The following is a 23,936-nucleotide window of genomic DNA, read 5'->3' as shown; positions in this document are numbered from 1 at the left end:
GCGGCAGCTCTTCTGCCGCGCATGAGACTGTCCTCGCTACGAGCCGGGGCGACGGCCAGCGGGGTGGCCGGTGGCATCGTCATGCCCCGTGATGGTGGGGTTGTGCGGGTGGTGGGGCGGTAGCCCCGCCCGCCCCACCACCTCCATTACGGGCCGCCGGGGCCCGTGAGACGAAGGCATCGCGCGGGTCGAGTGTGTGCGATGAGGTGATACATGGCGGTGGCGGTCTCCGCGCAGATCAGCGCACCCGGAGGATTGCACCGTTTCTCGTGGACACGTGCGGGTCCGCGGATATTCCGACGTTTCAGGCGCAGTCGCGGCACATCCGCTGCGCGGGGTCGGCGAGGCGGCTGCGGTGATGGACGAGGAAGCAACTGGTGCACCTGGTATCTGTAGTTGGCGTCGCCGATCGTGTTGTCTGCGCTGCTAGACCGCTTGCAGTCGGGTCTGTAAGCGATCAGCAGTTCCCCGAGGGTCAGAGTTCCGCCGGGTGAGGGCCGTTTCCGCCGAGGCGGCGGCGGAGCTCGAGGTTCTCTCCGTGTACGGCCTCCAGCGCCGCCTTCAGCGTCTGCACTTCCTCGCGGTGCCGGCGTTTGAGTTCGGTGATCTGGACGGTCAGGGTGCGTACCACGCTGCTCGGGTGGTCGGGATCGGCGGGCGTCGATGGGGCCGGCGTGGCGCCGCGCTGCTGGGTCCGCAACTGCTCGACGCGGCAACGGATCTCGGGATTGCGGTAGAGGAAGTCCAGTGAGACGCCCGCGGTTTGAGCCAGGCCGCGGAAGGTGACGGGGACGTCGCGGCGAATCATTTCCCGGATGCCGTGGTCGGCGCGGGAGTGAGCGGCGGCGCTCTTGGCGGCGGCGGCGCGGCGCAGATTGTCGGGGTTGCCTCGGCTCACGGTCGCCTCTCCTGTTCGTGTTCGGCGGCCAGGGCGTCGGTGCGGGCGGCGACGCCGGCGCCGCGAACGGCCCGGCCGTCGCTGTCGGTTCGGTGGCCGGTTTGTTCGAGCGTGTCGATGATGCGGCCGAGGGCGTCGTGTTCTTGCGTGCGCCCAGCCAGCCACACGTTGTCCGGGCTCATCTCCTGCCCGGTGCGGGCCGCGAACGCCATAACTGCCAGAGGTACTCGCCGTAGAGGCGGTCGAGGTCATCGGAAACGTAGAGGCGCCGGTAGCCACTCTTGGCGCGCACACCGCGCGGATGCTCGCGGGCGACGACCTCGATGAACGGCGTATCCCCCGGACCGGTATGCCAGTCGCGGTGCTGCAGCCCCAGCGCCTCACCCAGACGCAGCCCCGTCTCGGCAAGAAGAGCCCACAACAGCCGGTTGCGCACCGAGCCCCGCCACTCCCGCGTGGTCGGATCCCACTGCGCGCACGCCGTGCAGATCCGATCGATCTGCACGGGCGTCAGCGTCGACGGCGCCGCCCGCTGCGGTTGTCTAACCCGGATCACCGCCCGGCGGCGACCCCGACGCCGGGCGATGCGCTCGAGCAAAGGTTTGTATCTGCCGTTGCGGCCGTGGACGATCCGATACAACTCGCGGCCGACATCGATGTTGCTGGTAGGAGTAGAACGCGAGCACAGCCCGCAGCCGCACCGCGATGGTCGACTCGGCAAACCGGGCCCGCCCCGGCGCGATCGACACCACGTCGGGTCCGTCCTCGGTGCGCAACCAGCACAAGAACCCGCCGAAATCCTCCAAAGTCACAGCGCGCCAGTCCCGATCGAACTCCGACAGGTACTCCCACCACAGCGCCAACGCCCGCGCGTAGGACTTCACCGTGCTAGGTGAGTTCCTCTGCACCCGAAGGTATTCCAAATACTTCTCGGCTGGCGCGACCGGAAGATAGTCCCGACCCACCACGGTCCACGTCCGCTCCCCGTCGGCCAGCACCAATCGTTGTGACCTGCAGGGCCCCGCTGTTGCGTTCGTCACAGACACTAGCGTAAGGACCGCGGATAACCCGTCCACAGACGACACGCCGACGCTCCACCGACTCATTCATGCCGCGTCGCAGACGCCCCCAGAAAGCCCCAGATAACAGGTGAATTCGTCGGCGTGCTTGGGGATGACGCGGACGGTGAGTTCTTCACCGGACAGGTCGGCGCCGGGAAGTTCGAAGGATTCGGCGGTGTCGGTGTCCTCGACGTCCACGGCGGGGGACTGGTGTCTTTCCGGCCGGTGGTCAGCTGTTCGAGGGACTACGGGTGATGCGCCGTAATTCTGATCCGGTTGCCGGCGGGGTCGGTGATCGTCGCTGTCCCGTCGATGATCATCTCCGGGATGATGTCGTGGTGCTCGAGGTCGGCGAGGACGCCGTCCATGCCGTCTACGGCGAGCGCCACCGTCGAGCTGCCGGCGCCGTACGGGTCGAGTACCAGTTGCAGCGCCGCGTCACCGGTGAGCTGCCATTCGGAGAGGTCGGGTAGGCGACGGTCGGCAGGGCGGCCGAAGAACGTCGTGTACCAGGCAACGTTGGCCTCGGCGTTGAGAGATCCATCCCTTGGACTTTGCGAGTGTCATGGCGGCCTTCTCGACGGTCGCATTCACCGATCAGGAGTTCGACGGGCCTTGGCCTCTGCGATGACGTCGAAGTCGCGGCGGCCGACGTTTCCGATGACCGCCGCCGCGAGCAGGGTCACCCGGTCCATGGCGACCTCGTCCTTGACGACGATATCGAGGTTGGGCGGCCGAAGTTTTCGGCGGCGGCCAGGCACCGGTACCCGTTGATCACCACCCACCGGGCGAGCCCGATCTTTTCCTGCCTGCCGCCGATGCCGCTGGCGACATCGACTGGATGGTCAGCGTGGACTCGCCGTTCAACCGCGTGCACCAGCACGCCACCACCCGGGCTCAGACGCGGACGACGTAGGGATGATCGGGCCGGGCCAGTCCCTGCCGAGCAGCATGGTTGATGGCCGGGGTCTGGAGGCGTGTGTCGTTCTCGACCAGCTCGACGCGCTTTCCGTCTGGGTCGCGCACGTCGCAGACCTTCTGCCAGCGTGGTGTCTCACTCCCGTCGGGAGCCTCGACGTAGATCTCCCTGAGTGACGCCATGATGTCGACTCCGAGCTTCACCAGCCGGTCGTACTCGGCTTCGAGATCGTCGACGTCGAAGGACAGGTACGCATACCCGGTGTTCTCGAGACCACCGCCTAGCGCCTCTCGCGTCGGGGTGAACTCGTGCAGCTCGATCAGGCCGGTCTCCCCGATCGGAACGAAGGCCACCCGCTGAAGGCGGCCCTGCCCGTCCGCGGACGCGTCCTCGGCGAGGATGTCGACATAGAGTCCTGGCGGTAGGCCGAACAGCGTGCGGTAGAACTCGACCGACTTGTCGAGATCACTCACAGTGATGCCGATGTGATTGAAACGAAACTGCACTGCGCCTCCTGCTCAAGGTCAATGGGGTTGTCGAAGGAGTCTGCGAGATGACCTCGCGGGCGAATTCGCTCCACGAGGCCAGGTGGCTTCATCCAGCCGTGGGCTGGGCGCGCGGAGTCACCGCGAAAAGATCGAGACGAAGCACACCGTTCTGGACGAAGGGAAGCTCGCGGAGCCGCGCCTGCGCCGCCTCGAGACTCTGCTCCACGACCACTGTGAAACCACCGCCACCGTCGCTCCTCTGGAACCCTTGGACGATGAATCCCTCCCGCTGCAGGCGGGCGATTGTCGCCGTTTCCGCGGCCTGAAGCTCGTCCTTGCGGCTTAGCTCACCCCAGGTGGAGACCACCATGAACATTGCAGCCATCGTCAGTTCCCCTCGCTCTGGCCCGGCATTCGTCTACGCCTCGTCCTTCAGCACCATGACGTCGCTGTCACGGGTTGTTCGAGGCGTGTAGTCGGTCCGGTCCTCGCCGAATCCCCTGACCGTGTCGTACTGGGTCACGGACGCCTCGACCTGCAGCAGCTCGAGGACCTCACTGCCCACGCTCTCGAACCAGTATGGGTATCCCCGAGGAATGAGGATCCCCTCCTCGGCGCTGAGCTCCGCGAGCACCTCGTCGTCGGTGGTGTAGAAGCGGGCCGCTCCGCGCAGCACAAACCAGAAGCCGTCCAGCTTTCCGTGCGAGTGGAGGTTCGTCTCGCCGCCGGACCGGACGACCTGGACCGCGGCGAAGACGATGTCGGAGCGGCACAGGACGTGAGCGGCCTTCCTCCGTCCGGTCTCCTTCTGGGTGTACTTGAACACGGTGCATTCGGTGCTGGCAGTCATTTCATCTCTCCACAGGTCTTGTTCTCGGGGGTTGCTCGGAATTTCATCGGACTCGTACCAGGGGTGGCCTTCACGACACCAAGGGCGTGATGGCGAGCGCCCGGGTCTCTCCGAACTCGTGATCGATCAGCTCCCACACCAGGCCGCCGTCCGTCGTCACCAGAACCTGTCCGTTGAGGGTGATCGCGACCATCGTGTCGGGCATGTCCGGGTGACTCGCCATGGCCCATACCTCCGAGCGAAGGACCGGGCTGACCGGCACCCAGGTGTCGCCGCCGTCGTCGCTGCGTAGGATTCCGCCGCGCACCACGTGCTCCGGAGGCCGGCGTCCCACGCCGACGAATACGACCGTAGGGTCGTCCACCTTGGTCGCGATCGACCGCGCGTAGAACATGCCCTTGTCGAAGCGGTCCTTCTCGGGGAACCGTGTTTGGTACCAGCTCTTCCCGAGGTCCTCGGTCCGGAAGTAGCCGATAGGCATGGCGACGGACAGTGCGGGATGCCCCTGCGTGGTGGTCGAGTGGGTTACGGCGTGGATGTCCGCGGGGCGGTCCTCCTTCCAGACCTCGTCGTCGCCGAGCAGGGCACGCCCACCGGTGGTCTCGAAGCGAGTCCAGGTCTCGCCGTTGTCCTTCGTGAAGTAGATGCCGTCGATCTCGATACCGGCATAGAGCTCGCCGGGTACGTCAGTGAACGTCAGGCTCAGCAGTCGGGTCTTCCCGGCGCTGCAGACCTTCGCGGCACCGATAGGCATCTCCGACCAGGTCTCCCCGCCGTCGGTGCTCCGGATCAGCCCGGCAGGCCTGGTTCCCGCGAAGATCAGCTTTGGATCATGGGGACTGATGGCAAGGGACCAGACCTGTCGGCCGTTGACGGGCACCTTGACGCGCTGGTAGGTGTCGCCGAGGTCCGTGCTGCGAGCGATCACGTCTTCATGTTCTTCGCCCTCGATCGCGGCCCACACGACGCGCGGATCGTCCGGGGCGACGACCATTGCTCGGCAGTCGAGCTCGTACGGCTGCGCGGGATCGTCGCAGGTGCTGAGGTTCCAGTTCCGGCCCGAATCGTGGCTGGCCCATAGGCCGCCCCCGGTCGAGCCAATACAGATGGTGAAGTCAGACATGTCATCTCCTGCTTCTGTGTCGAGTTCAACGCGTTCTTGCGGATGGGTGAGGAGGGTTCTGGATCGGGTCCGAGAGGTTCGGTCCGCGGCGGGCGCAACTGGACATCGGTGATGCCCTCTCGGTTGCCGGCGTTGTCGTTCTCGCCATACGGGCTCGCCTTCGGTGCTACTCGATTCCCCACAACTTTATGAAGAAGGCTTCGGTATCAGCGACATCGAGAGATCCGTCCTGGTTCACCTTCGCCGAGCTGACGTTCTCCGGAGTCAGCAGTTGTGCCGGCATCATCCACTTGTCCGCCACCTCCATGGACTCGCCCTGCGTGCCGCGTGCCAGCGCGTCGAGGCCCACATAGATCAGCAGCTGGTTGCTGTAGGCGAAGTCGGCGGCCTGAAGGCCATCCCTGAGGTATTGGATGTTCGTGCGCCCAGCCGACTGGGAGTAGAGCTTGACGTCGCTCATGCCGATCGCGCGGAGAGCATCGGGGACGCCGATCGTCATGTCCCCGAAGGCCATGAAGACATACTTCACGTTGGGATGGGCCTGGAGATAGCTGACGACCGATCCGGGAAGGTCCTTGCCGATCGAGTCGAAGCCCTTGATGTTCACGCGGTCGACCGAGCAGCCCGGACACGATTCTTCGATCCGACTGGAGTAGGCGTCCGCGACCTTGTCCAACGCCGGCTGGACGGGAATGGTGAAGACCACCGACGAGCCCTTGCCGCCGCTGTCCGCCACCATCCAGTCAGCCGCGTAGCCGGAGATGTTCTTGACCACACGGTCAGCCGACTGGATGTTGACGGACTTGCTGGTCCACTTGGGGTCATCGGTGATCGAGCTCAAGACGATCGGGGTTCCGCGAGCCGAGATCTTGTCGAACTGCGACTGCCACAGGCTGGGATCGCGACTGTTGACATAGACACCGACGATCGAAGAGTCGTCTGCAACCTCATTCATCACGTCGGCCATGTCCTCGGCGGAGGTGCCGACCTGGCGGATCCACAGATTGAATCCGAGCTCCTTGCCGAGCCTCTCCCACACGGGCTCGTTGGCGGCGGATCGAGCAGTCGTGGGAAGGATGACGGCGATCTTCTTCCCGACCGGCCTGCTCTTTAGCGGACCAGGGTTGTAGCCGATGTCCGGTGGCATGGACAGCGCCGCGACGGCGTGTTCGGCCTCGTCGACGTTTATCTGCGAAGTGGCATCGTTCATCTGCGGAGTGGGATCGCTGCGCGAGCTGTCACCTTTGCCGCCGCAGGCGGCCGTGCCGACCAGGAGGAGTGCGGTGGCTGCAAGCAGCGACCGTCGGAATCGAGTATTCACTGAGGGCTCCTTTGAGGCTGCTCTGAGCATCGCCCGGTGTGGTTTCGGTCACATTAACGACGGCTGCACTATGATGTCAAGCATTTACTAACCACTGCCTTCCAGGCTTGAACTTGCGTCTCGATGCCTGAGATATGAAGTGCCGGTGCCGATCCCCTGATCCGCCCGCCCAGCGATTGGACATAACCACTCACTCGGTGCGGAAGGCTCCAGGGCTTTGTCAGTATCGACAACCATCCACGACAGTGAATAGGTCCTAGCGGCGAGGAGATCGGCCCCGCACCTCCTGCGGTCGTCCCTGGGGCTACTTCACTCGCCTCGGCGCTATCGAATACCACGACAACCAAGCCATTTGCAGTACACAGAATCACGCCAGATCCACAGGAATTGGGGAACTCAGGGGTGTCGACGAGCAGGCAGCACCTCGCGCGGCAGATCGACGCGCTCACGAAGGCGGGGATCGACCAGGCGAACATCTACGTGGACAAGAAGTTGCGGCACTGGACTTGCCGGGGCACCCGATGCGGGAGTGGCCCGCCGGCCGGCAGGTGTTCGACCTGCCCCCGACCACCATCCGTGTCACCGAGTACCAACTGGTGGCCCGGCACCGTGCGTGCGGCACCGATAACAGCGCCGATGCCCCGACCTGGGTGAACGCCCCCAGTCCAGTACAGTCCGCGAATCCTCGCGGTTATCGTGTATCTCTACATGTGCCAGTACCCCTCGAAACAGCGCACTGCGCAGGCACTGAGCGAACTGTTCTCCACACTGACGCCGCTCGCTGAAACTGGATCCAACGCAGTCGTCATGATTCCTATGGGGCGCTTGACTATCCGTCGTGTAGGACACGTTTGCGGAGCAGGTCGAGGTTGGCGCGTCCATACATCTGCAGCTCGAGCATTAAAGTTACGTGGAATCTGGCCCTGCGGGTGATCATGCCTCCTCGGTGTTGACCACGGAACTGAGGAGATGGCTTGAGCGGCATGCTGGTGGTGAAAGAGAAGTGGCCGGTGCTGGGCAGGCATGTGCAGGCGGCCGCGTGGCTGCGGGTGTGGACCGATCTCGGGCGGGCGCCTCGGACGATCGACGCCTACGCCCGGGGGCTTGCCGAGTCCCTGGAGATGTGCGAACGGGAGGGCGTCGACCCGATCACAGCGAGTCGGGCGCATGTCGGCTCACGACCCGCAGCCTAATGACCCGGATCGCCGGCACCCACTGCTACCTGGTCACCAACCACGGACTCGACACCGTGAAGTTCCTTACCTGAGTCCATGACCGGATCCTGCCCACCGGCCTGGCCGAACTCGCCACCCCGACAACCACTCCCGGTCACCTCCGATCGGCTGCCACCGCGTACCGCACCGCCGTCGACAACCTCACCGCCACAGCGCAACTCGCGACATGAAACATCAAGCAGTCGAACGTGACCCAAATACACCACAAACTTGACCTCAAGAACCGGCCACGCCGCCACTGACCTGGCCTTAGACCAGGATGTCGTCGGAGATCCCCGACGCCTCCACCATCCGGGTCAGACCCAGATTGGGGAGGCGAGCAGCACCGCGATCAGGTTGCGTTTCAACTCGGAGACGCGGGCCTGCTTTGCCGCCGGCGTGGGCGAAACAGTCCAGGTAGCCGGTGCGTTTGTTCAGCTCAATCAGCAGCGAAACGGTCGGCGCCGTCGCCAACCGGGTGTACACCAGATGGTGGATCTGGTCGACCGTCCGTCACCGCGTCGGATCGTGTCCCGCGCCTGCGACGGCGGTGATGAATGCACTCGCAGGCAGCTATATAGTGAGTACTTGACATATTTACTGATTGCGGCTAGAAATTGCTCGCGTGAGTTCGACGGCTACGCCGGTGCAGCTCAAACGACTCAACCTCGCTCGTCCTTCGCCGAGACGGATCCGGCTGCGGTGTCGCGCTGTTCGCCGAGATTCGAGACGAGCCCGCGACTGACGATCGAGCGTTGCACTGAGTACCAGATCGTCCGCGCTTCAAGCGTTTCAGCGGTGTGCATGCTTGCCGACAGGTTCCGTTTGGGACGCCGAGGAGGTCCGGCCTGTGGTGGAGAACGGGAGCAGGCTGGGTGAGTACCTGCGCGCTCGACGTGCATTGGTCAGCCCAGATGCTGCGGGAATTACCGATAGCGGACGCCGTAGGGTACCGGGTTTGCGCCGCGAAGAGTTGGCACAACTGGCGGGCATCAGCGTGGTGTACTACGTCCGGCTGGAACAGGGGCGTGACCGGCATCCGTCACCGGACGTGCTACGCGGACTCGCCCATGCACTCCAGTTGGACGACGAAGCGGCCCAGTACTTGCTCAAGCTCGGCCGATCCGACGAACCCTCGCACCGGATTCGCCTACGTGAGCTTGTGGCCCCGGGGATCGAGCAGGTAGTTCGGCGGATCTCAGCTCCTGCATACGTGCTGGGGAGAATGCGCGACGTGCTGTGCTCGAACCCCTCGGCCGAAGCACTGTCGCCGATGTTTCATCGGGGCAGCAACCAACTGCGTAGACTCTTCCTGGATCCGGACGCGCGAGAGCTGCTGGTGGACTGGAACATACTGACCGAGGATGCGGTCGCCAGCCTCCGGATCGCGACGAACAACGATCTCGAAGACCCCGCGGTCGGGGAGTTCATTGCCGACCTGGCTACCCACAGTTCACGGTTCCGACAGTTGTGGGACCGGCATGACGCGGGCCTGCGTCCGAGCGACGTCGTACGTTTCCGGCATTCGCAGATCGGTGAGGTATCGCTGCATTACAACAAGCTGGCGGTCGTGGGAGCGGATCGTCAGACGATCGTCGTGTTTCATGCCGTCCCCGGCAGCGACGCGGAGCAGGATCTGTGTCGGCTCGCGACGCGAGGGTGACAGTGCCGGTACTACTCCCGCTTCGGTTCTTCCTGTCAGGTATCGCAGGTCGCAAGATCGTCAGCACCGGCAGTGCGATTGCGGCGACCATCGCCATGAGGTACTGCCACTGGACGCGAAGGAGATGCGATGAAGACCTGCGTTGACCCGGTACGGGAGATCACAGACGAGGAGGCGGCAGCGTTTCGGCGAGACGGCTGGGTCCTCCTTCCGCGATACGTCGATACCGATGCTGTGAGGGCGATGGCGGATTTCTTGGTTGAGCACATGGGGACAGACGGTGCCCAGGTACCCGATGCGGCGGCGGCGCAGAATACTCGGTACTTCGATGCGGGTGCATGGCGAGACTGGCGGTTCCTGGCCCGCGACGGAAATGTGGAGCCCTTCCACAGGGTGTCCATGTCGAGGTCGATGGGTCGCAATGCGCAACGACTGCTGGGCCGCGAGATCGGAATCCACCTGGGTCTGGACGGAGCGTTGGTGAAACTGCCCGAGCAAGGGGAGCAGCGCAGCACGGCGACGGACTGGCATCAGGATTGGCCGAATCTCTCGCGCGATCGGATCGGATTCATCACGTTCTGGGTGGCGCTGCAGGATGTGCCACCCGAACGAGGTGCGCTTCGGTTCCTGACCGGATCGCACTTGGAAGGGCCTCTTGGGCGCTCGTTGCGATCCGACATCGATCTGGTCAGCCAGTATCCTTCTCTCACGGAGGAGTTCGACGTGAGTCCGCCGTTGCACTTTCGGGCAGGAGACGCCACCGTCCACCATGGCATGATGGTGCACAGCGCGACGCCCAATCTCACCGAGGAGCCTCGATGGGCGTGGGCGATGGGCTGTTTTCCCGGCGACGTGCGGTATACGGGAGCGCGGTTCGCCGACACCGACGACCTCGGTCTCGAGCCGGGTGCCCGACTCGGCGATCATCCACGCTTCGTGCGCATGACCGAGGACGCGTAGTCAGCCTGGAGCGGAGTTTGTAGGCATTTTCCGGGTCGATAGAGAGCATCTGCGCTGGTGGTGGCGCTGTGAGGTTTCCGCGACTCTTTTTGGAAATGTCGTGTACGGCGTGGGGGCTGTTTCGCCGGATCGCCTTACCCGGGTTCAGGTGTGCCGTGAATCGATCGTGCGCGAGTAGTGGTGTCGCTCTGGCTGGTTAGGCGGTGGTCGTTGTCGATCCAGTGGGTGAAGGTGTACCGGCTGACGCCGCGCTCATTGGTGGTCAGGATCGTCTGAAGGGGCAGATGGGACCAGGTCCGGATGCCTTGGACCGCAACTGAGCGACGGTCTGCGCCTCCACGTCTGCTGGAGTCGAGTTTGCCGGCAGTTCCAGTAACACTCGTTCGATTCCCACCGGGAACACTGTAAGGCAGCGATGTGAGCCCATACTCCTCTACCCGTCCGGTGGATGCAGGCAACAGACGGTGTGACAGCCGTGGAGGAATCCGTTGTGCGGTTCTGCAAGAAGCCCCGCCGATGTCTGCGCGCACATTTTCATGCATGCTCGAGCGTAAGAGGGCAGGCACGTACATTCGCGTCAGGACTGCTTTCGCGCACAAAGTGATTCGAGACCAGCACGTGGTGACGTCTCAACGGCGGTCGGACTCGACCCGTGCGGATTGATCGCTAGGTAATCACAAAGGTGCGTCGTGCTTTGTGCTCGAGTCCGTCGGCCAGACCTGTGGGTACGGAGGACAATTCCTGCTTCCGGTACCCCGGTGAGGAGGAACGGGCTCAGCCTGCAGGGGGAGTGCCTCGGCAAGAACTCGGCCCGTACCTATGCGCAGTAGTGCGCAGATCTCAACGTGGGCATTCGCGAGGTCGATCATCCACAGGCGATGAACATGCCGGCTCTTGGGAAATCCTGGTGGTGGGATTTCACATCAGAAGGATGCCTGGAGCCACCACTCGGTGGCACTGGTTTCGATTTCGAGAGCGTGGGCGGGCCAGTCGGGATCGGCGATCAGCGACGACATGATCACGGTGCGGGCGGCAAACGTGTACCCATCTGCGATAGACCAGCTCGTCAAAATCGGTATCCGAGCTCGGGTCGCCGGAATTCCGGTCGATCGTCGACCGCGTCGGTAACCTCGATGCGATGACTCGGCGGCATTCACGTCGAGGACGTCCCCGGCACGCAGTGGCGGCAGGGCGGGCGGGTCCTGGCCGAGGTGGGCGATCGCCGCATGACGGGTTCCGTGCGTGCGGATGGCGCGGGTGATGTATGGCCACGGACTCGGCCCGTGGAAGGTGGTCCTCACACTCGAAAACGGTAACAGGTGTGAACACCCGGTTGGGTGGGTTCCGGGATTGGCGGCCTCACGTACGAGCCACGGATGCAGGCCGCTGACTGTGAAGATGGCATGTCCCCTTCCCCTAGAACTGATTCGTAGGTCCCGCTTCTGGTACGAAGGATGGATGCCGTCACGGGCGCCCCTCGTTCGCGGTGTGGGATGGGTTCGGCGCGCCCGCACGGGTACCAAGCGTGCGCGCGGAGGTCGGTAGCGCGGTTGACGACAACGTGCGCCGTGTCAGAATACGCCGCCGTGGGTTAGGCATTCCTCCACTGGCGCGCGCCGGGGCTATTTGGACTGCGTCTACTGGGTTGGAGCGCAACGGTGGTCGATACCTTGCTGGTGCTCGAGCCGCCGGCCGGGCCGCCATGATGCCCGCCGGCCGGCGGTTCTGCACCCTTTCCGGGATGTGCACTCCGGAAAGGGAAACCTAGGGCGCACCGCGCCGTTGTCCCTGGCAGTAATTACGCGGTCGCTTCCTCGTGCACGCTGTGCGGTGGTCGTCACAAGTACGAATAATGTTGGTATGCAGAATAATTAATGACTCTTGTGCCCCACGTGAACCGTCGCGACGATTCACACTCAACCATCACCTCTGCATGGCCGCAATAATTCTCGGGAGCTTCGATACCGGGGGATCTCGCATTGTGTTCACGTCCGGATTGTTTGTGTTGCGCGGCGTAGCCTGTTGAGGCTTGTCTCAGGTGGAACGTTCTTCGAACCAGTGGCGGCGGACGGTGTGGCCTCGCTGTGAACTTTCGGATTGTCTGCGAGCGCTGGTTCCGATTGTGGCGCGTCGTCTGACCGAAGCAATCGGCGTTGCAACTTGCCGGCTTCGGTACGGGGTAGGCGCGAGCGGAACTTGAAATGTCGGGGGTGCTTGTAAGGGGCGAGTCCCTGGCGGCAGTGGGCGAGGAGTTCCCCGGCAAGTTTGTCGTCGTCGGTGACGTCGGCCGACGGTTGGACGAACGCGACTATGCTCTGTCCCCAGTCGGGGTCGGGTACCCCGATAACGGCGACGTCGTCGACCTCCGGGTGCGTCAGGAGACGCTCTTCGATTTCGCGGGGGTAGATGTTGACGCCGCCCGAGATGATGAGGTCGTCACGTCGATCCAGCAGGAAAAGGTATCCATCGCTATCCAGGTAGCCGATGTCTCCAGCGGTCGTCCATGGTCCCTGGCGGCTCGCAGCCGTCTTGTCGGGGTCGCCGTGGTATTCGAACTCGAATGATCCCCGCAGATACACCGGCCCGGGTGTATTGGGTGGTTGCGTGGCACCAGTTTCGTCGATGATCGCCACTGACACTCCGGGAGCGGGGCGACCGACGGTGCCGGGCCGGGTGAGCCATTCGTCGGGGCCCACGATGCTTACCAGACCGCCGTCCGTTGCGCCGTAGTATTCCCAGACGATCGGGCCGATCCAGGCGAGGATGTCCCGTTTGGTCTCGGCCGGGCACGGTGCACCGGCATGCACGAGGGCCTGCAGGCTTCTCGGATCGAACGTGCGTCGGGTCTCGGTTGGTAGCTGGAGTAGGCGGCGGAAGTGCGTCGGGACCATGTGACTATTGGTGACCCGGAAATGCTCGATGTCACGGAGGGTGACCTCGGGATCAAATCGCCGTCGGCACACGATTGTGTGACCGTCGTGAAGCGCTGCGGTGGAGAACATCCCGGGTGCCGAGTGGTACAGCGGTGAGCACACCAGGTGCACACCGCCGGGGCCGCCCAGCCCCCACCGAATCGAGCGGACGAGACCTTGTGCATGCCGCTCGGGGCCGATCCCGGCAACGCGTCGGCGGACACCGCGGGGTCGCCCGGTGGTCCCGGACGTGTATCCCATGACCGGGCCGTATCTTCGGTCGGTTGGAGTGTCCGTTTCGCCAGCACACAGGTCTTCGTATGGACGCCATCCCTCGACCGGGCTGCCGATCGCATACCGACTCTCGGGCAGGTCGACGTGGATCGACGTGAGTTGTTCGGCGAGATCACTGTGTGCCACCAGTGTCAAGGATCCGCTGTCTCGCAGTATGTATGCGATCTCCTCTGGCGTCAGATGCGTGTTGATTGGGACGATGTACATGCCGACCTGTCCAGTGGCGAGTTCCATCTCCCAGAACGCGGGCGAATTGTGGGTAAGCAGCGCGACAACATCCCCGGCATCGAGGCCTTCGCGACGAAGCCCGTTGGAGATGGCGTTCACTCGTGCTAGCAGGTCTCCGTACGTGCGATGTTCGGTTCCGTCGGCGTCGACGACGGCCGGTCGGTCCGGGTATCGCTGTGCGATCTCGTAGAAACTCTTTGGTGTCGTGCTCATCGCACCCTCCTCCTACCCATGCCGGATTCCACCCCTTGTGGAGTGGGCGCTCACCACGTCGTCGACCATCGTGTGTCCTCGTCGTTCGATTCGGTGAGTGCAATCCGAAAGGAGTGCACCTCAGCGATGGTGGTTGCGTCGTGCTGGACAGCTTCTGCTAACTATGTATAGTACCTACTAATATTATCCGGTCAATCGGAGGCACAATGGACTTCGACTTCACGCCCGAGCAGCTCGAACTCAAGGAGCGCGCCCACAAGGCGGGAATGGCCTGGCGCGGACGGCACACGAGTTGGGATCGCGACGATGCCAGCCCCTACCGTGAGGTCACCGAGTCGATGCGCGAGGCAGGACTGCTCGGGCTGACCATCCCCACCGAATACGGCGGCAAGGGTGGCACAGCCCTGGATTACGTCATCGTGGTCGAGGAACTGTTCCGCTCGTCGCAGAGTTGGATTCTCGGGGAACCCCCGTTCTGCACTACAGGTCCGGGACCCTCCATGGTCCTGCTCGCCGAACAGGAGGAGACCCGGCGTAAATTTCTCCCCGACATCGTCAACGGGTTGAAGGGCTGTGCGATCGCACTGACCGAACCCGATCACGGGTCTGATTTGACGGACCTCGAGACAACTGCGGTGCTCGACGGTGACGACTACATCGTCACCGGTTCGAAGCGGTTCATTACCGGGTCTCCCGAGAACGAGATCTACGCCGTATTTGCCCGTTTCGACGATATCCCCGGCGCGAAAGGCGTGGGGTGCATCCTCGTGGAGAAGGGGACCCCCGGGCTCGATCTGGAGCCCGGTGCGCAGTTCGTAGGATCGCGGGGGCTGCCTCACGGCGAGGTCCACATGCACGAATGCCGCGTGCCCAGGATCAACCTCATCCGTGGCGCAGGAGGATTCTCCGACCTGATGACCGCTTTCAACATGGAGCGGTTGCATAATTCGATCTACAGCCTCGCCTTTGCGGAGGCCGCATACGACGAGACCGTCCGATACTGCGAGGAACGTAAGTCCTTCGGACGTCCCATCATCGAGTTCCAGGCCACATACCACTCACTCGTCGACATGCACGTCGCGATCGAGGCGCACCGGCTGCTCACCTACAAGGCCGCGGTCACCGCGATCGATTCGCGATTCCCGCGACCGCTCGACTCCACGGTTTCCAAGCTGTCCGGCGCCACAATGCTCCCGAACCTGACACAGCAAGGGGTTCTCCTCCACGGCGGCGACGGTGCGACGCTGGACTTCCCGATACAACGTCTGCACCGCGACGCGATCGCTGCGATGGTCGCCGGTGGATCGCCGCCGGTGTTGCGTAACGCCATCGCCGCACAGCTATTCCCCGGCCACCGATTCCGGCAACACGCGTAGTCCGGCCCCGACTTCGTACCCGACCCGTGGCACAGACGTAATGCCCCCCGACTCACAAGGAGTGATACATGCCTCTCGATCCCGATCTCGCCGTGTCCACGCCGCAGAAGGATCATCACGACAGCTGGGACGCCGACCGGGTGTTGCTCTATCATCTCGGTCTAGGAGCCGGAGCAAATCCGGTTCATGCCGACGAACTCGGATACGTCAATGAACGGGTGCTCAAGGTGCTGCCGACGTTCAGCGTCATCCCCGGCTTCGAGGCCGTCCGACCCGCCATGCAAGGCCCAGGTCTGGACTACCACCTGTCGACCATGCTGCACGGCGAGCAGGAACTCGTGGTCCACAACCCGCTGCCTCCCGAGGCGGACATCGTGACGACCCCGGCGGTCGAGGCAGTCTATGACAAGGGAAAGGCCGCGCTGCTGGTCCTTCGTGCAGACACCCGCACGATCGACGGGACCGAGCTGTGCACAAACCGCTTCAGCCTTTTCATCCGCGGTGAGGGCGGTTTCGGTGGAGATCCGGGCCCGCAGCCAGCACCGTGGGAAGTGAACGGCGAACCCGACCTGCGTGTGGAAGTGCCGACGCTGCCCCAGCAGGCCGCGATCTACCGGCTCTCCGGCGACCGCAATCCGCTGCATATCGATCCGAAGTTCGCCGCCCGCGCCGGATTCGACCGTCCGATTCTGCACGGCCTCTGCACATACGGCATCGTCTGCAAGGCCGTCGTCGACCATCTCCTCGACGGAGACCCGACGGCGGTACGGGGGTGGTCGGGACGATTCGCCGGCTCGGTCTACCCGGGCGAGACCCTCGTGGTCTCGGCCTGGAAGTCCGGATCGGACCGGATACTCGTTCGTGTCGACGTAAAGGAACGGGACGTGACAGCCCTGAGCCACGGGGTACTCCGATTCCGTTGAACATGGACGCCGAACCGGGGGTGAGCCCACGCCTGACCATGATCCTCACACACGGCTACGGCGATTCACGGGCTGTGTGGGAGGCCCAGGTCCGTGCGTTCACACCTCGGATTGATGTCCGCACCTGGGACCTCCCCGGACACGGCGACCGCCACGGTTCGGTCGAAACCGACACCGATATCGGCAGGACGACCGCCGAACTCGAGGCTCTGGTAACTCAGGCGAGTCGGCCGGTTGTGTTAGTAGGGCACTCGGTGGGGGGCTACGTCGCGCTCCGATGCGCCTTGACAACGACCGCACCCGTCGTTGGAGTCGTGCTGATCAGTACCGGTCCCGGATTCCGTAGCCCCACCGGGATCACGCGCTGGAATCAGATGATTGATCGTATGACATCCGCGTTGTCGTTGCCTGCCGAAACGGCGCAGGTCGTCCGGATGACGGATTTCATTGTGGCCGAGCGCCTGTCCAGGTCTGACCTGCCGACACTTGTCGTACGCGGCGTAGAGGACCGACAGGTTTACCTCGACGGTGGCGCCTACATCGCGACCCGAATGACGCGGGCGCGTCTGTGCGACGTCGCAGGTGCAGGCCATGACCCACACCGCACCCACGCTTCCGAAGTAAATGCGGCGATCGCACAGTTCATGGCCGAGCTGTGGCCCGGCCCGCGGTCGTGCGGCATGCCGACCTGACGGGCGGATGACACGGCTGATGCCCGCCCCGACCTGCATAGGTGGGGACCGAATGGTTCCTGTGATGACGGGTCGGGGCGGGCGCGTGTCCGTCCAGGGCCCGATGTCACACGATGAGCGACGGCCAGGTGAAGCGGCCGGGGCGCCGGCTGCCTGAAGAATCCGGTGTCAGTGCCACGCGGGAGCGCACATACGCGCGATCGACCGGGCTGGTTCGAGACCAGTTGTCCGGGAAGAGTATCGCCACGTCCTGATCGACCGTTTGACTTCATGAGTAGGTCCGAAGTTGTACCAGTGTCTCGTTCGATCGGATCTACATCGGGCGAGCGCTGGAAATTGACGCGGGCATACGGCGGATCCGCCCCCATGCGGACACGGGGGCGGATCCGCCGTATGCGATCGTGCGATCCTCAGACGGCGCGATTGGGAAGCACGACGACTCCGGTTCCGATGGCGGACACGTTGCCGTGCTGGTTATGCGCCTGCTGCTCGATCGTGACGCATGAGCGCCCCTGCTCGTCAATGCTCTTGTCGGTTACTCGACCGGTAATGGTCACCGCGTCACCAACGATGTTGTGGTGACGGATCTGCGCCGTGTGCCGTGCGAGAAAACCGGTGTCGCCCATCCAGTTCGTGAGCTGGTGGGTCAGCCAGGAGCAACGCTCCGGGCCGTAGTCGTAGGCACCGGGTGTGCCGACATCGGCGGCGAGCTCCTCCTCCCAATGCACGCGCTCGGGGACGTCGGGGATGCCGAGCGCGTTGGGGATGCCGAGACCGGGGTGCTTCTTGATCTGCTGATACGCGATCTTGTTGGCGCGGATGTAAAGACCACCCCAACCCTGTGCGAACGCGATGAAGCCCGTCACCGTCATCGGGCCCTTGCCCATCGGGGCAAGCTCCTGCCCGACTTCCACGTCCTCGAAGTATCGCGGCTTCGCGCCCTGGATCGACTCCTGCTCGTACAGCGCGTAAATGCGGTCGAGATCGTCCTGGGTGTAACGAGTCTTCCCGAGAGCCTTCTGCTCGCTGTACTTCGAACCCCGCTCGCGCGCTGCGTCACGTTCGGTGCGGAAGCACCAGGAGTCGCCGGAGACCAGCGGCTCGCCGCCCTCGGACGTGATCTCGACGTGGTAGATCTGCTGAAAGGCCCGGCCCGCGAAGCGTGTGTCGTGCTCGACGAGGTCCTTCAGGTACGCCGACGTACGGACACGGGTGTCGCGCAGGATCGGCCGGTGCCAGGTGAGGTCCGCGCCGGCCCACATAGCGTGCACGCCGGGCAGTCCGCCGACGTACCCGGACAGGATCCGGCTCAGGGCGAACGCGAAGCTGGGCGGCGCGACGAGAGTGCCATGGTGTGTCGTGGCAGCGTAATCGGGATCCGACCACAGGGGGTTGTCATCGCCGATGCCGTGGGCGTAGTGGCGGATGTTGTCCCGGGTGGCCTCGTAGCACCACGGTTCGACGGTGTCGGTGATCGGAACCCCGATCAGGCTGCGTAGGTCGTCGAGCGCTCGGTCGGTGATTTTGGCGTACTTGTCCTCGCCACTACCGGTGACGTGGTCGACCACGGATTGCGACATCTGGAGCTCCATTCGGTGTGCTCGGTCGGGGAGTCATGCGTGTCGGCGTCGCGTCGAACGGTCGGGCCGTGTCGAGATCGCGCGCAGGGCGACCGGCGTCGGAGTGCCCATGCTGGGCCTCAACGTCCCGGATGGGAGCCGGTCTCGGATTCGAGCATGCCTCCACCTCGTAATATTGTCAAGTACTTACTATCAAAGTTGATGTGACTGAGCCCTAAATACGCGGTCTGCCTGGGATTAGCCAGCTTTATGGTGTGTCATTTACTACAATCGTGCATATTTCCGAAGCTTCAGCGGGAGGCACTGCTAGAGTTCGGGGGATGACCCGATCAATTGCGCCGGGCGATCGGCCGGAAGCGCGCAAGCGTCTCACCGCCGCTGAACGCCGGACCCAGATCATCGCCATGGCCCGCGAAGTCTTCGTCGAAGAAGGCGTCAACGGTGCACGGTCGCGCGACATCGCGGACCGCGCCGGCATCACCGAGGCGTATCTGTACCGCCACTTCCATTCGAAGGACGAGCTTTTCCAGCTCGCGATCGACGAACCTCTCGATCGAATGATCACCGTTCTCAGTAACGACACCCGCGAGCTGGCCGCCCGCAACGACGTCGATCGGGTCGAAGTGGTGCGGCGTACACACGAACTCCTCCTCGGCTGCATGGTCGAGATCGCCCCCCTCGTGGCCGCGGCGCTGCTATCGGGAGGAACCGGAAAAAACCAGTTCTACGCCGACTACCTGTTCCCCCGACTGCGCGACGTGCTCGCGCTTGTCATCCCCGACATCACCGGCTATCCAACGAAGGCAATCGAGCTCGATCTCTTCGTCGATGCAATGATCGGCATTCATCTCACCATCGCGCTTGAACACCTGCTCGAGGACAAGCCGGTGGACGTGCCTGTCGTGGCGGAACAGGTGACCACGATGTTCGCGGTCGGTGTGGGGAGACGACCGCGGTAGGCGCAGGCCGCCGCGATGCACGCGAAAAACATCGGCCCATGCTTGGATGTCGTGATCGACCCGCAGAACAGCCGTTCGTGTCATCGAAGTAATCGATATACAATCTTCCAGGCGGGAAACCAGAAGGTGGTGCAGTAGTGACGGTCAATTCACCGACCGATCAGATCCTCGTCGAGGTGACCGAACGCGTCGGCTGGGTTGTGCTGAACACTCCCGAACGACGCAACGCACTCACACCCGAGATGATGCGGGCGATCCCGCAGGTCCTCGACGACCTGATCGGCAGCGCCGGAGCCCGTGTAATTGTGTTTCGAGGCGCTGGCGGTCGTGCTTTCTGCGCGGGGGCAGACCTCAGCGCCGTCGCGGACACTCCGCAATCAGGGGACGCATCGTCGCTGGATACGCACTACGAAGCCATGCTCGCGCGAGTTCGGACGCTCCCCGTCCCGTCGATCGCCATGATCGAGGGAGCATGCCTCGGAGGCGGATTAGCATTGGCATTGGCGACTGACCTGCGGTACTCGACGCGGGACGCGCTAGTGGGGGTCCCCGCTGCGCGGCTGGGAATGGCCTATGTCGACGTCGATCCACTCGTCGCCGCCGTGGGATACCCGCGCGCGGCTGAACTGCTCTTCACGGCGCGCAAGTGGTCCGGCGAGCAGGCATATGCGGCCGGGCTGGTGAATGCAGTCGTGGCGCCCGGCGAACTGCTGACCACCGTGCAGGATGTCGCCGGTTCGATCGCCCGGAACGCGCCGCTCGCGATCGTCGCGACAAAGCGCGCCCTGGGTGAAAGTCGCAAATGCGCCGGCGACCGCGATGCGGAAGCCCTCGCAGCACTCGCTGCACAATGCCGACAGTCAGAGGATTTCGCGGAGGGCCGCCGAGCCTTCCTCGACAAGCGCAGCCCACAGTTCCAGGGACGGTGAGAAATGGCACGACAGACCGGCAGAACAGCGAAGGATTCCCACGCGGACGAGGACGCGTCTGCTGACTCGAGAACAGCGGTCGAGCGCCCCAAACAGGTGCGCCTATCGGCAGCCGAACGGCGCAAGAAGATCATCGCCGCGGCCAGCGAGGTGTTCATCGAACAGGGCTACAGCGGCGCGCGGACAAAGGAGATCGCCGAGCGTGCAGGCGTGACCGAGGCGTTCTTGTACCGTCATCTCGCCTCCAAAGAGGAAATGTACGAGGTTGCGATCGTCGAGCCGCTCCGCAGCGGTCTCGCCGCTCTTGCCTACGACATCCAGGTCTTCTACGACCGGTACGACGACCGAATCGAGTTCATGAACGCCGTGAACGAGCGGTGCCTGCGCTTCTACACGGAGTCAGCGGCGATCCAGGCTGTCGCCCTGTACTCCGAACTGGGCAGTGGTCGACGGCTCTATCAGGAATCGTTGAAGCCGATTCTGGACCGGATCGGTGTGCTCCTCGCGGATCGGATGGGGTGGGCGGACCGCGGCCTGGAACCGGACCTGGTCAGGCGGGCGATCCTCGGATCGCAATGGGCGATCGGACTAGACCTGATATTGCGCTACCGCAAGCTCGACCTGCCAGAGGCCTCCGAACGGCTGACGACGCTGTTCACCAGCGGTGTCCGAGAGAAGCAGCGGAAAAAGACCTCCAAGTAGCCGATCCGCGATGATCCCCCACGCTCGGCACGACCCGATTCGTGGGGGATCGCTACGCGCTATACGACGCCGTCGCTGCGAAGCTCAGCGATAGCCTCGGGTGTGTAACCGAGCTCGCGGAGAACCTCCCCGGTGTCCGCGCTGGGACCCGGGGCCGGACGCTTCGATACCGCAGAGGTGCGGCTCATCGTGATCGGGCTGCGAAGGACGCCGACGTCGCCACGGACCGGATGGACGATCTGTTCCACGACGCCGAGGTGGCGTACCTGTGGATCATCGAACGCCTCTTCAACGGTGTTCACCGGCCCGCACGGGACGCCGAACTCGTCAAGACGCGAAGTCAGCTCGGCACGCGTCTGCGACGAGAAGAACTTCTCCAATAATTGCTTCAGCCGCTCCCTGTTATGGAAACGGCTCGCGACGGTGGCGAAGGCCGGATCAGACAACTCCGCCGGAGTGCCGAGTGCCTCGCACAGTCGCGACCACAGGCGGTCGTTGGGTGCTGCGACGTTGAGATATCCGTCGGCGGTGCCGAACGTTCCCATCGGCGCGATCGTGGGGTGGTCGTTGCCGACCCGCTCCGGGACTTCCTGGTCGACGGTCCACCGGGCGGCCTGGAAGTCCAGCATCGACAGCAACGCCTCGATCAGGGACACCCGGACCCACTGCCCCCGTCCGCTGTCATGGCGCTCGAGCAGGGCCAAGAGCGTGCCATTGGCGAGCAGGTATCCCGCAGCCATGTCAGCGACCGCGATACCCGTCCGGGTGGGCGGGGCCTCAGCGGTCCCGGTAAGGCTCATCAACCCGGCCATCCCCTGGATGATTTGGTCGACCGCACCTTTGTCGCCGAGTGGGCCGTCCTGCCCGAATCCGGAGATACTCGCGTACACGAGACGCGGGAACCGCTGTGCGAGAGTCGGGTAGTCGATGCCGAGGCGGTTCTTGACCGGGGGCCGAAAGTTCTCGACCAGCACGTCAGCGGACTCGAGCAGTTGATCGAGGATGTGCCGTCCGCGGACATCCTTGAGGTCGACGGTCACAAGTCGCTTGTTGCCGTGCAGGTTGATGTAATCCGAGCTGTTGTGGTCGGCCGCAATTCCGCCGGTCTCTCCAGGGATCTCGATACGGATGACCTCGGCGCCCCACTCGGCGAGGAGGCGGACTGCCGCCGGGCCTGCCCGCGCCACAGTGAGGTCGACCACCCGAATCCCGTCTAGTGCTGACGTCACGATTTGTCACCTCTGCTGATAGGGGCGCGCGGTGCGCTGCCCGTCTCGAGTCCCCGCGGACCTTGACCGAGGGGCTCCTCACTCAGCAAGATGGTATATCACTTACTAACTTATGGAAAGCGAGCAAATCGTCATGACGAACCTCGTCGATGTGTCCTCCGAATTTATCGACACAGCAAGGCAATTCCTCGAATCGGCAGCCGATCAGTGGAGGGGTGACGGAGCTACCGAGGCTGACGCGTCCACGCCTGAACGCGTCGCACTGTTCCCTGATCTGACCCCCGACGAGGAAGCCGCGGAAATGTCCGCGGCACGGTCGTGGCGGCAACAGCGGTTCGACGCCGGATTCGGGTGGATCACCGGCCCGACCCAGCACGGCGGCGCCGGGATGACCTCCGCCCACGAACGCGCGTATCAGAGCCTCGAGCGCAATTACACGTTTCCTGCGCAACGCATCTACGACATCGGAATCGGTATGGTCGCCCCGACGCTGCTCGCATACGGGTCCGACACCGCCAAGTCCCGCTACCTGACTGCGCTGCACCGCGGCGATATCGTCGCGTGCCAGCTGTTCAGCGAGCCGGGGGCCGGTTCAGACCTGGCCGGAATCGCGACCCGCGCGGTCCGCGAGGGCGAGGGATGGCGCATCAACGGGCAGAAGATCTGGAGTTCGGGCGCACATCTGAGTGCTCTCGGTTTGCTGGTGTGCCGCACCGGCGACCCTGACAAGAGGCACGCGAACCTCACTGCGTTTGCGTTGCCGATTGACAGCGAGGGAGTCGCGGTAAAACCGATCCGACAGATGACGGGCGGATCATCGTTTAACGAGGTGTTTCTTACCGATGTGTGGATCCCGGACGAGCTGCGCTTGGGTGAGGTCGACCGGGGATGGGAGGTCGTGATCGCTACCTTGATGAACGAACGCGCCGCGGTGGGTGGTCCGGCCGCCGGCGGCAGCGGGATCTTCAGTACCGAACGACTCGCGTCGCTTCTGCGCCGATTCGGGCGAGCTGACGATCCGGTGATGCGGCAGGAGTTCATGCGCCTGCATAGCGAACTTGCGGTGGCGAAGTGGACCCGGTTGCGGAGTCAGGCACGGTTGCGGGCGGGGCAGCGTCCGGGTCCCGAGATGTCCATCGGCAAGCTCGCATTGACGAACAACCTGGCATCTCTGAGCCGGTTGGTATCGCATGCCTTGGGGCCCCGAATCGTCGCGAACACCGGGGAGCCCGCAACCTACATGTGGTCAGAACTCGTCCTGGGACAACCCGGTCTGCGCATCGGCGGTGGGACGGACGAGGTCCAGCGGAACATTCTCGCCGAGCGCGTTCTCGGGCTGCCCCGCTGACGCGTCCAGTGCAGCACTCTTGAAAAGTAAATACCCACTATACTAATATCGAGC

Annotated in this window: 25 protein-coding genes and 5 pseudogenes; 11 read left to right on the top strand and 19 right to left on the bottom strand. The window is 63.9% G+C overall.

What is annotated here, in order from left to right; translation table 11 throughout:
- Positions 1 to 304 precede the first annotated feature (304 nt).
- The 13 genes and pseudogenes from CJ179_RS01695 to CJ179_RS01635 form a co-directional block, all read right to left on the bottom strand.
- Positions 305 to 382: pseudogene (locus CJ179_RS01695) on the bottom strand (DUF4193 family protein); the annotation flags it as partial.
- A 93-nt stretch (positions 383 to 475) separates the two neighbouring features.
- Positions 476 to 898, bottom strand: coding sequence for a DUF6262 family protein (locus CJ179_RS01690; protein ID WP_095860543.1), 423 nt, complete (start codon positions 896 to 898; stop codon positions 476 to 478).
- Entirely contained in the window at positions 895 to 1,080 is a 186-nt protein-coding gene (locus CJ179_RS01685) for a hypothetical protein (RefSeq protein WP_143548866.1), read from the bottom strand. Before CJ179_RS01685 ends, CJ179_RS01690 begins: the two co-directional genes overlap by 4 nt.
- Positions 1,077 to 1,403 (bottom strand): hypothetical protein, encoded by a 327-nt coding sequence (locus tag CJ179_RS01680; protein ID WP_095860541.1) that lies wholly within the window; start codon positions 1,401 to 1,403, stop codon positions 1,077 to 1,079. The genes CJ179_RS01685 and CJ179_RS01680 overlap by 4 nt, the downstream gene beginning before the upstream one ends.
- A gap of 37 nt (positions 1,404 to 1,440) precedes the next feature.
- Positions 1,441 to 2,004, bottom strand: a complete 564-nt coding sequence (locus CJ179_RS53945) for a site-specific integrase (RefSeq protein ID WP_095860540.1) — start codon at positions 2,002 to 2,004, stop codon at positions 1,441 to 1,443.
- Positions 2,005 to 2,043: 39 nt separating this feature from the next.
- Positions 2,044 to 2,169: pseudogene (locus tag CJ179_RS01670) on the bottom strand (DUF4193 family protein); the annotation flags it as partial.
- A 35-nt stretch (positions 2,170 to 2,204) separates the two neighbouring features.
- Positions 2,205 to 2,348 (bottom strand): hypothetical protein, encoded by a 144-nt coding sequence (locus CJ179_RS51235; RefSeq protein ID WP_179377502.1) that lies wholly within the window; start codon positions 2,346 to 2,348, stop codon positions 2,205 to 2,207.
- Between the two features lie 201 nt (positions 2,349 to 2,549).
- Positions 2,550 to 2,720 carry a hypothetical protein gene (locus tag CJ179_RS53735; protein WP_306454232.1) on the bottom strand — a complete coding sequence of 57 codons (171 nt, stop codon included), beginning with the start codon at positions 2,718 to 2,720 and terminating at the stop codon, positions 2,550 to 2,552.
- Positions 2,721 to 2,856: 136 nt separating this feature from the next.
- Positions 2,857 to 3,384 carry a VOC family protein gene (locus CJ179_RS01655; RefSeq protein WP_095860539.1) on the bottom strand — a complete coding sequence of 176 codons (528 nt, stop codon included), beginning with the start codon at positions 3,382 to 3,384 and terminating at the stop codon, positions 2,857 to 2,859.
- 88 nt (positions 3,385 to 3,472) lie between these two features.
- A complete protein-coding gene (locus CJ179_RS01650) occupies positions 3,473 to 3,751 on the bottom strand; it encodes a YciI family protein (protein ID WP_143548865.1) in 279 nt (92 codons plus the stop codon).
- 33 nt (positions 3,752 to 3,784) lie between these two features.
- Positions 3,785 to 4,216 (bottom strand): cupin domain-containing protein, encoded by a 432-nt coding sequence (locus CJ179_RS01645; protein WP_095860537.1) that lies wholly within the window; start codon positions 4,214 to 4,216, stop codon positions 3,785 to 3,787.
- A gap of 70 nt (positions 4,217 to 4,286) precedes the next feature.
- Positions 4,287 to 5,339, bottom strand: coding sequence for a hypothetical protein (locus tag CJ179_RS01640; protein WP_143548864.1), 1,053 nt, complete (start codon positions 5,337 to 5,339; stop codon positions 4,287 to 4,289).
- 166 nt (positions 5,340 to 5,505) lie between these two features.
- A complete protein-coding gene (locus tag CJ179_RS01635) occupies positions 5,506 to 6,660 on the bottom strand; it encodes a substrate-binding domain-containing protein (RefSeq protein WP_095860535.1) in 1,155 nt (384 codons plus the stop codon).
- Positions 6,661 to 7,062: 402 nt separating this feature from the next.
- Between CJ179_RS01635 and CJ179_RS52550 the strand changes: the two are divergent.
- Positions 7,063 to 7,152, top strand: a pseudogene (locus CJ179_RS52550) (recombinase family protein); the annotation flags it as partial.
- Between the two features lie 482 nt (positions 7,153 to 7,634).
- Positions 7,635 to 7,853: a hypothetical protein gene (locus CJ179_RS01625; RefSeq protein WP_257015247.1), complete on the top strand. Its 219-nt coding sequence runs from the start codon at positions 7,635 to 7,637 to the stop codon at positions 7,851 to 7,853.
- A 297-nt stretch (positions 7,854 to 8,150) separates the two neighbouring features.
- Here the strand turns inward: CJ179_RS01625 and CJ179_RS52100 are convergent.
- Positions 8,151 to 8,348 (bottom strand): annotated as a pseudogene (locus tag CJ179_RS52100) (Tn3 family transposase); the annotation flags it as partial.
- 376 nt (positions 8,349 to 8,724) lie between these two features.
- On the opposite strand from CJ179_RS52100, the gene CJ179_RS01610 reads away from it, so the two are divergent.
- Together CJ179_RS01610 and CJ179_RS01605 are read left to right on the top strand one after the other, a co-directional pair.
- Positions 8,725 to 9,537: a helix-turn-helix domain-containing protein gene (locus tag CJ179_RS01610; protein ID WP_179377501.1), complete on the top strand. Its 813-nt coding sequence runs from the start codon at positions 8,725 to 8,727 to the stop codon at positions 9,535 to 9,537.
- Between the two features lie 129 nt (positions 9,538 to 9,666).
- Positions 9,667 to 10,497, top strand: a complete 831-nt coding sequence (locus CJ179_RS01605; protein WP_095860532.1) for a phytanoyl-CoA dioxygenase family protein — start codon at positions 9,667 to 9,669, stop codon at positions 10,495 to 10,497.
- A 923-nt stretch (positions 10,498 to 11,420) separates the two neighbouring features.
- Here CJ179_RS01605 and CJ179_RS51230 read toward each other — a convergent pair.
- From CJ179_RS51230 to CJ179_RS01595, 3 genes and pseudogenes are all read right to left on the bottom strand, one after another.
- Positions 11,421 to 11,567: a hypothetical protein gene (locus tag CJ179_RS51230; RefSeq protein WP_179377467.1), complete on the bottom strand. Its 147-nt coding sequence runs from the start codon at positions 11,565 to 11,567 to the stop codon at positions 11,421 to 11,423.
- A gap of 74 nt (positions 11,568 to 11,641) precedes the next feature.
- Positions 11,642 to 11,798 (bottom strand): annotated as a pseudogene (locus CJ179_RS52545) (phosphatidylserine/phosphatidylglycerophosphate/cardiolipin synthase family protein); the annotation flags it as partial.
- A gap of 684 nt (positions 11,799 to 12,482) precedes the next feature.
- The gene (locus CJ179_RS01595; protein ID WP_095860530.1) at positions 12,483 to 14,144 is read right to left on the bottom strand and encodes an AMP-binding protein; all 1,662 of its coding nucleotides are present in this window, start codon (positions 14,142 to 14,144) and stop codon (positions 12,483 to 12,485) included.
- A 206-nt stretch (positions 14,145 to 14,350) separates the two neighbouring features.
- On the opposite strand from CJ179_RS01595, the gene CJ179_RS01590 reads away from it, so the two are divergent.
- The 3 genes from CJ179_RS01590 to CJ179_RS01580 all read left to right on the top strand — a co-directional run bounded on the left by CJ179_RS01590 (position 14,351) and on the right by CJ179_RS01580 (position 17,135).
- Positions 14,351 to 15,520, top strand: coding sequence for an acyl-CoA dehydrogenase family protein (locus CJ179_RS01590; protein WP_095860529.1), 1,170 nt, complete (start codon positions 14,351 to 14,353; stop codon positions 15,518 to 15,520).
- A gap of 68 nt (positions 15,521 to 15,588) precedes the next feature.
- Positions 15,589 to 16,443 (top strand): MaoC/PaaZ C-terminal domain-containing protein, encoded by an 855-nt coding sequence (locus CJ179_RS01585; RefSeq protein ID WP_073362286.1) that lies wholly within the window; start codon positions 15,589 to 15,591, stop codon positions 16,441 to 16,443.
- A gap of 2 nt (positions 16,444 to 16,445) precedes the next feature.
- The gene (locus CJ179_RS01580) at positions 16,446 to 17,135 is read left to right on the top strand and encodes an alpha/beta fold hydrolase (protein WP_095860528.1); all 690 of its coding nucleotides are present in this window, start codon (positions 16,446 to 16,448) and stop codon (positions 17,133 to 17,135) included.
- Between the two features lie 410 nt (positions 17,136 to 17,545).
- Here CJ179_RS01580 and CJ179_RS01575 read toward each other — a convergent pair whose 3' ends face one another.
- Complete coding sequence (locus CJ179_RS01575) at positions 17,546 to 18,715, bottom strand: MaoC family dehydratase N-terminal domain-containing protein (RefSeq protein ID WP_095861027.1); 1,170 nt, start codon at positions 18,713 to 18,715, stop codon at positions 17,546 to 17,548.
- A 272-nt stretch (positions 18,716 to 18,987) separates the two neighbouring features.
- Between CJ179_RS01575 and CJ179_RS01570 the strand changes: the two genes are divergently transcribed.
- From CJ179_RS01570 to CJ179_RS01560, 3 genes are all read left to right on the top strand, one after another.
- Positions 18,988 to 19,674 carry a TetR/AcrR family transcriptional regulator gene (locus CJ179_RS01570; RefSeq protein WP_143048771.1) on the top strand — a complete coding sequence of 229 codons (687 nt, stop codon included), beginning with the start codon at positions 18,988 to 18,990 and terminating at the stop codon, positions 19,672 to 19,674.
- Positions 19,675 to 19,811: 137 nt separating this feature from the next.
- Positions 19,812 to 20,603, top strand: coding sequence for an enoyl-CoA hydratase-related protein (locus CJ179_RS01565; protein WP_073362279.1), 792 nt, complete (start codon positions 19,812 to 19,814; stop codon positions 20,601 to 20,603).
- A 3-nt stretch (positions 20,604 to 20,606) separates the two neighbouring features.
- A complete protein-coding gene (locus tag CJ179_RS01560) occupies positions 20,607 to 21,305 on the top strand; it encodes a TetR/AcrR family transcriptional regulator (protein ID WP_073362277.1) in 699 nt (232 codons plus the stop codon).
- A 59-nt stretch (positions 21,306 to 21,364) separates the two neighbouring features.
- Here CJ179_RS01560 and CJ179_RS01555 read toward each other — a convergent pair whose 3' ends face one another.
- Positions 21,365 to 22,534, bottom strand: a complete 1,170-nt coding sequence (locus tag CJ179_RS01555) for a CaiB/BaiF CoA-transferase family protein (RefSeq protein ID WP_205415322.1) — start codon at positions 22,532 to 22,534, stop codon at positions 21,365 to 21,367.
- Positions 22,535 to 22,667: 133 nt separating this feature from the next.
- Between CJ179_RS01555 and CJ179_RS01550 the strand changes: the two genes are divergently transcribed.
- On the top strand, positions 22,668 to 23,882 hold the full coding sequence (locus CJ179_RS01550; protein WP_073362274.1) for an acyl-CoA dehydrogenase family protein: 1,215 nt from the start codon (positions 22,668 to 22,670) through the stop codon (positions 23,880 to 23,882).
- Positions 23,883 to 23,936: the final 54 nt, after the last annotated feature.

The sequence above is a fragment of the Rhodococcus sp. ACS1 genome (assembly GCF_002300155.1).
GTDB lineage: Bacteria > Actinomycetota > Actinomycetes > Mycobacteriales > Mycobacteriaceae > Rhodococcus_F > Rhodococcus_F koreensis.
Note: the sequence above shows the minus strand (reverse complement) of the source record. Positions and strands in the feature narration are given on the sequence as shown.